Source organism: Nodosilinea sp. LEGE 07298 (genome assembly GCF_015207265.1).
GTDB lineage: Bacteria > Cyanobacteriota > Cyanobacteriia > Phormidesmidales > Phormidesmidaceae > Nodosilinea.
In genome coordinates, this window is record NZ_JADEXE010000432.1 from 1 (window position 1) to 4374 (window position 4374).

Sequence of the window (4374 nt, forward strand, 5' to 3'; positions counted from 1 at the left end):
ATCCCACCCCTCCCCCCTATCGCCGATCCCCAAAATAGTCGATAGTAGAACAAGCAGAATTGTGTTCACCTCTACAAAATGGCTATTACCCCAGACTCGGTTCGAGAACTGCTCCACTCCGATGACTACGGGGATCGGTTGCGGGCTGTTAACCAACTGCGTGAATTAGCTCCAGAAGTGGCTTTTGAGCTGGTGCAACTCGCCGCTAACGATGGCAATGCTCGGGTGCGCTACGCTGCCATCAGCCAAATTTCTAGCCTGGGCCAGCAAGATGTAGCTACGGTAGAACCGCTGCTACTGCGATCGCTCACCAGTGACCCAGAACCAGACGTACAGGCCGCTGCCGCCGACACCATTGGCGGGCTAAAGCTCAAAAGTGCCTATCCTGATTTAGCTGCGCTGTATCACAGCACCGAAGAATGGCTGGTGAAATTTAGCATTGTGGCGGCCCTGGGTGAACTGGGCGAACCAAACGCCTTTGACCTCCTGCAAGAAGCACTCACCTCTGATAATGAGCTAATTGCCACCGCCGCCATTGGAGCGTTAGGCGAACTGGGCGATCGCCGTGCCCTGCCCCTATTGCTCAACCATACCAATAGCCCTGACTGGCAAGTGCGCCATCGGTTGGTGCAGGCTCTAGCCCACTTTTCAGAGCCCGAGGCCCAGGCCGCGCTGCAGCAGCTTACCCACGATGAGTCTGATATTGTAGCCGGTGCGGCCCAGCAGCACCTGGGCAACCCATAACGTTACGTTCTTTGAGCAAGAGCATTACTTTTGCAGCCTACTTAATGTTTCGCAATCTTATTCTCAGATTTTGCTGCAAAGCAGTAAAGATCGAGCATGGATGGCATCGCTTTTTCGGTACCTACTCGGAGTCTTGGTAGCACCAAACAAAGTTTTTATCTAGATAAAAACGTACCAAAAGGGTGGCTTTGACTCACCTCAATGACCATTGACGAGGCTCCGACAAAGTTTGCTATAGTGGAATAGTAGTCTTAATTGCTATGACCGTAGTGCTTGCGGCGTTTAAGTTCTCACTTAAACAAATCCCCGTGCCCCGGTGCCTGTAGGCAAGAAATGCTCAGGGCTAAGCATGAAAAATAGCTCTAAGCAACACATAAAAAATAAAAATAGTTTATTGGTCGTTAAAGATTGATTTTGATTGGTTAATGTCTGTCCCCCTGGTCAGGCTTTCTGACAATTATTCAACTCAAGACATTGGAGATGGCCTGAGTGATTGCAACTTCTCCACCTGCACAGCAGCAAAAATGGGACACGCTGAGCTTTGTCTCAACGCTGTATTTGCAGCCTGTATTAGAGCTTTTGCTGAAAGATGTTCCCCCTCACTGGCACGCTGCGGTGCGGCTTGGTTTGCAAGAGGCGCTGGTCAATGCCGCTAAACACGGTAACCACCTTGACCCAGCCAAATGCATTTCTGTTAAGTACACCGCTTCGGCCTCTCACCTGTGGTGGGTAATTGTAGACCAGGGCAGTGGTTTTAGCTATCCCTGCGGTTGCGACGAGGCTAAAGACAGCAATTGCACCGCTCACCCTGGAGAATGCGGCCGCGGCCTTTATATCCTCTATCAAGTCTTTGATCAGGTTAATTGGTACAACGACGGGCGCGAACTGCATTTGAGTAAGGTTGTGCGGCAGCCTCGCCGACTGCCGCTCATTCACTAACCCTTACAGGTTTTCTAGTCGCTGTTTAGGCGAGTCTTGCGCTCGCCGTGGGTGGGGCAAGGGGGCGCTTGCAGGCTGTGGTTCAGCCAACCTGTGGCCTGTTCAACCCGAACCAGAGCTTCTTCAGAATTTTGTTTGAGCAAAAACACCAGCGCTGCCGCCAGTTGTTCGCTGGCTCGCACCCGGCGATCGCGGTTTAGCCGATGCCAGTCAGTAGGCTTAATCGCTAGTCGCTCGGCTAGTAGCTGTGCCAGTTCCAGGTCGCTCAACTCAGCGGCGGGCTTAGCAGCTTGGACTGAAGCCCGGGACGTCAGTGATGGATCAAACGAAAAAGCCATAGTTACTGAAACCAGTTGGGGTTAACTAGAAGAGATACCCTGCCCTGGTACACCGCAGGCAGAACTCTTCTCTATATTCATTTTGCACTAATGAACCCAGGCTATTGGCGAAAGCGACACCACAGCCAGCGGGGAGCGATCGGCGATACCCCCGAAGCATCTTCTCGCTCTCTACCTGAACTGATGCAGCAGCTAGATGCGCTAGAGGTGCGATTGCACCAGCTTAAGGCTGGGATAGCTAACCTGGTGCAGCTTCAGCAGCTACAGGCCGATGTACCCACGACCGACGTCCAACGATCGGCCCAGGAGGTTGCCCATCTACAGGAAACCGCCGACAACTTTGAACTGGAGTTAGCTAGCCGAGTCGTGAGCTGGCAGCAGCTGCAAGAGCCCTTTTGGCAGGCCGTGCGGTTTGGCGGGCTGGGGCTTTTAATTGGCTGGTGTTTAGCCTGGTTCACCTACGCCCGCTAAGCTAGTCCACCACTTTGTAGGCAGAACTTTTTTTAGATTGCTCAAAACTAATTCCCCTTCCATGCTAGGATTATAAATCGTGGATAGGGCGGGTCGGTGCCCGAGTGGTTAATGGGGGTGGACTGTAAATCCACTGGCTACGCCTACGCTGGTTCGAATCCAGCCCGGCCCATCCACGACAATTTGCCCTTATAGCTCAGTGGTAGAGCACTCCCTTGGTAAGGGAGAGGTCACGAGTTCAAATCTCGTTAAGGGCTTTCAAAAAATAGTCTCGGCGGCAGCGCAGAGCTGTTGTGGGAGCTATAGATCAAACGTGCAAGGGTATGGCTTTAGCTTGTCCCACTACGGTTTGGTTAGCGCTACCAAAACAGGTGGTCGAGCCAGTAGCTGAACAGCTTTGGTCCTTGGGGCTCCTGATAGTTGGTGGGTAGTAACGCCTGAAATGCTTGCTCTAAATCGGCCAAGGCAGCATCGATCGCAGCACGCTTGGGCCTTGGCTGGTGGGGCACATGTACGGGTGCCCCAAACCGCAGGGTGAGCCGCTTGCGAAGGTAGAGGGTTTTGGTACCAATAATGGCCACTGGGTAGATGGGCACCCCCGTTCGCATGGCGTAGAGCACCGAACCTCGCTTGAGCGAGTGCATTTGCCCTTCCTGCTCTCCCAGACGGCCTTCGGGGAATAGCATAATGCCGTCGCCCCGAGCGAGCAGCGACTGCACTGCCTGGTCAATCTGCCGCATCTGCTGAATGGAGCTGCCGTTGGGCACGTGGTCTCGAATCTCCGTCGCCAGGGGAACCAGGTCATCGCGCCCCCTGTCAGCGGCGGCCATGACGGCTACTTCTTCCTTCCACCAGCGCTCTAGGGGTATGACACCCCCGGCCCAGCCAATCAGCCCACGCTTCCACCACTTGTTGTACAGCGTGCGGGCATCGCCCAAAATGTAGTAGTAGGGATAGGGCGGGCAAAAGGCTAATAACAGGAATGGATCCAAATGGCTCAGATGGTTAGCGGTCAGCACGTTGGGCTGAGTGGGAATGTGCTCGGGGTTTTCGATCCGCACCCGAAAGAAGCTTTTGATCAGGCGGCGCATCACCCAGCGACGAAAGCGACCGCTCACCCGCTGGTCGGCGGTGCCCGCCGCGATCGCACTGAGTTCGGTCAGGTCGTCGGCAATGCACTGACGCACAACCGGCCTTTGGGAAATGGCAACCCCCTCGCGCACCCGATCGAGTATCTCAGGGGTTAGCGCCACCTCCTCAGCGGGCTGGATAGTGGTAGGGTCTGTCATAGCGGTAATGGATAGTGCCCTAGCAAATTCTTTTGAGTATGAGTTGCCTGGGCGCGGCAAGAGCACCGTCTGCGGTAATTCTTAAAATTTCGCTCAGCGCCCGTGGCAGGCTTTGTACTTTTTGCCGCTGCCGCACCAGCAGGGATCGCTGCGTTTGGGCACCAGCGGCGGCAGGGTATCGCCATCAACGTAGAACCAGCGTTCTTTTTGGCGCACAAACCGCGATCGCTCATGCACCTGCCCCGGCCTAGGGTCTTCGTAGTAGGCCACAAACTCCACAACGCCCTGGCGATCGGTCGTTTGGCCCGCCTCGGTAGCCAGTACCCGCAAGCCCAGCCAGCGAGTACTGTCCACGCTCTGCACAATGGCCGCCCGCTGGCCTGTATACCGCTGAGTCGGGTGGTGAGTAGCGATCAAATAGTCAATATTGCCCTGGTGATAGGCGGTATAACGCGATCGCATCAGAGTCTCCGCCGTCGGAGCCACCTCCCGCCCCAGCAAGTAGGGCTGACAGCAACTCCCAAATCCCTCTCCGCTCCCACAAGGACAATCAGCAGCAAGCATCACACTCACCCACCCACCTACTCACCCAC

At 55.1% G+C, this 4374-nt stretch carries 6 protein-coding genes and 2 tRNA genes; 5 read left to right on the top strand and 3 right to left on the bottom strand.

Going from position 1 to position 4374, the window contains the following annotated elements:
- The first annotated feature begins 78 nt into the window (after window positions 1-78).
- Complete coding sequence (nblB, locus tag IQ273_RS31020) at window positions 79-744, top strand: phycobilisome degradation protein NblB (protein WP_194026942.1); 666 nt, start codon at window positions 79-81, stop codon at window positions 742-744.
- Between the two features lie 489 nt (window positions 745-1233).
- Window positions 1234-1683, top strand: a complete 450-nt coding sequence (locus tag IQ273_RS31025) for an ATP-binding protein (protein ID WP_194026943.1) — start codon at window positions 1234-1236, stop codon at window positions 1681-1683.
- 14 nt (window positions 1684-1697) lie between these two features.
- Here the strand turns inward: IQ273_RS31025 and IQ273_RS31030 are convergent, their stop codons facing one another.
- Window positions 1698-2021 carry a DUF6439 family protein gene (locus tag IQ273_RS31030; RefSeq protein WP_228054234.1) on the bottom strand — a complete coding sequence of 108 codons (324 nt, stop codon included), beginning with the start codon at window positions 2019-2021 and terminating at the stop codon, window positions 1698-1700.
- 90 nt (window positions 2022-2111) lie between these two features.
- Here IQ273_RS31030 and IQ273_RS31035 point away from each other — a divergent pair, with 90 nt between their 5' ends.
- The 3 genes from IQ273_RS31035 to IQ273_RS31045 all read left to right on the top strand — a co-directional run bounded on the left by IQ273_RS31035 (window position 2112) and on the right by IQ273_RS31045 (window position 2749).
- On the top strand, window positions 2112-2492 hold the full coding sequence (locus IQ273_RS31035) for a DUF2203 domain-containing protein (RefSeq protein WP_194026944.1): 381 nt from the start codon (window positions 2112-2114) through the stop codon (window positions 2490-2492).
- A 90-nt stretch (window positions 2493-2582) separates the two neighbouring features.
- Window positions 2583-2664: transfer RNA gene (locus IQ273_RS31040), tRNA-Tyr, on the top strand.
- A 13-nt stretch (window positions 2665-2677) separates the two neighbouring features.
- Window positions 2678-2749: transfer RNA gene (locus tag IQ273_RS31045), tRNA-Thr, on the top strand.
- A 102-nt stretch (window positions 2750-2851) separates the two neighbouring features.
- Here the strand turns inward: IQ273_RS31045 and IQ273_RS31050 are convergent.
- Both IQ273_RS31050 and IQ273_RS31055 read right to left on the bottom strand, forming a co-directional pair.
- Window positions 2852-3781 (bottom strand): 1-acyl-sn-glycerol-3-phosphate acyltransferase, encoded by a 930-nt coding sequence (locus IQ273_RS31050; RefSeq protein ID WP_194026945.1) that lies wholly within the window; start codon window positions 3779-3781, stop codon window positions 2852-2854.
- 93 nt (window positions 3782-3874) lie between these two features.
- Window positions 3875-4345, bottom strand: coding sequence for a YchJ family protein (locus IQ273_RS31055; protein ID WP_194026946.1), 471 nt, complete (start codon window positions 4343-4345; stop codon window positions 3875-3877).
- Window positions 4346-4374: the final 29 nt, after the last annotated feature.